At 77.9% G+C, this 924-nt stretch carries 1 pseudogene; it reads left to right on the plus strand.

Annotation, left to right across the window (positions count from 1 at the left end):
* Positions 1-924: pseudogene (locus tag ABZV94_RS36060) on the plus strand (hypothetical protein); the annotation flags it as partial.

The raw sequence follows: 924 nt of genomic DNA on the forward strand, positions 1-924 counted from the left end.
TCGGGCGCCGGGCTCGCCGCCCTGCCCTCGGCGGTCACCGGGGCCCTGGCCCTGGCGCACCTGGCCGTCGCCGCCTCCCCGGCCGACCGGAGAGGACTGCGTGAACTGGGCAGCCGGCGGACCGGGGGCGCCGACCCGGCCGTGCCCGCCACGACGCCGTACGACGGTCCCGCCGCAGCCTGGACCGTACGGTGGGCAGCGCTGCCGCCGCACGCCCCGCATCTGACCCTCGCCGGACTGAACGCGCCGATGCGGTCGCTGCGGGTGCTCGTCCGGCGCGCGGACGGACGGAAGCTGCTCGTCGGCGCCGGGGACGCCGGGGTGGTGCGGGCATGGGACCTGCGCACCGGCCTGGAGACGGCACCCGCACTGCGCGGCGGTCCGCGCGAGGGAGCCCAGTGCGCACTCGCCCCGCTGCGCCGGCCGGACGGAACGGACCTGATCGCCGCGGCCGGTGACGATCGCACACTGCGGCTCTGGGACGTGCTGACCGGACGGCCCGCCGACCCGGCGTACTCCTTGCTGGGGGACGCCGTACGGGCCATGGCACCCTTCGCGGGGAAGCTGGCGATCGGCGACTTCCAGGGACGCCTCTGGCTGTTCGACCCCGCCGAGGGCCGGGAGGGCCGCTGCCGGACCGGCCACCACGGTCCGGTGCAGGGCATGGCGGTGTTCGAGCAGCCCGGCAGTGGCGCCGAGCGGCTCGTCACGGTCGACGCGAAGGGCTGGGCGCTGGTGTGGCGGGCCGATCACGGCCGGCGTGAGACCGAGTGGCGGGCCCACGACCAGGGCGCCCGCGCGGTGACGGCGTTCACGGACCCGGAGGGCGGGGTGGTGCTGGCGGTCGCGGGCCAGGACGGGACCGTCCGGCTGTGGGACCCGCGCGGGCACCGGGAGCTGGGGCGGCTGTCGGGGCATGAGGGG

The sequence above is a fragment of the Streptomyces sp. NPDC004658 genome, assembly GCF_040609555.1.
In the GTDB taxonomy this organism is placed as follows: domain Bacteria; phylum Actinomycetota; class Actinomycetes; order Streptomycetales; family Streptomycetaceae; genus Streptomyces.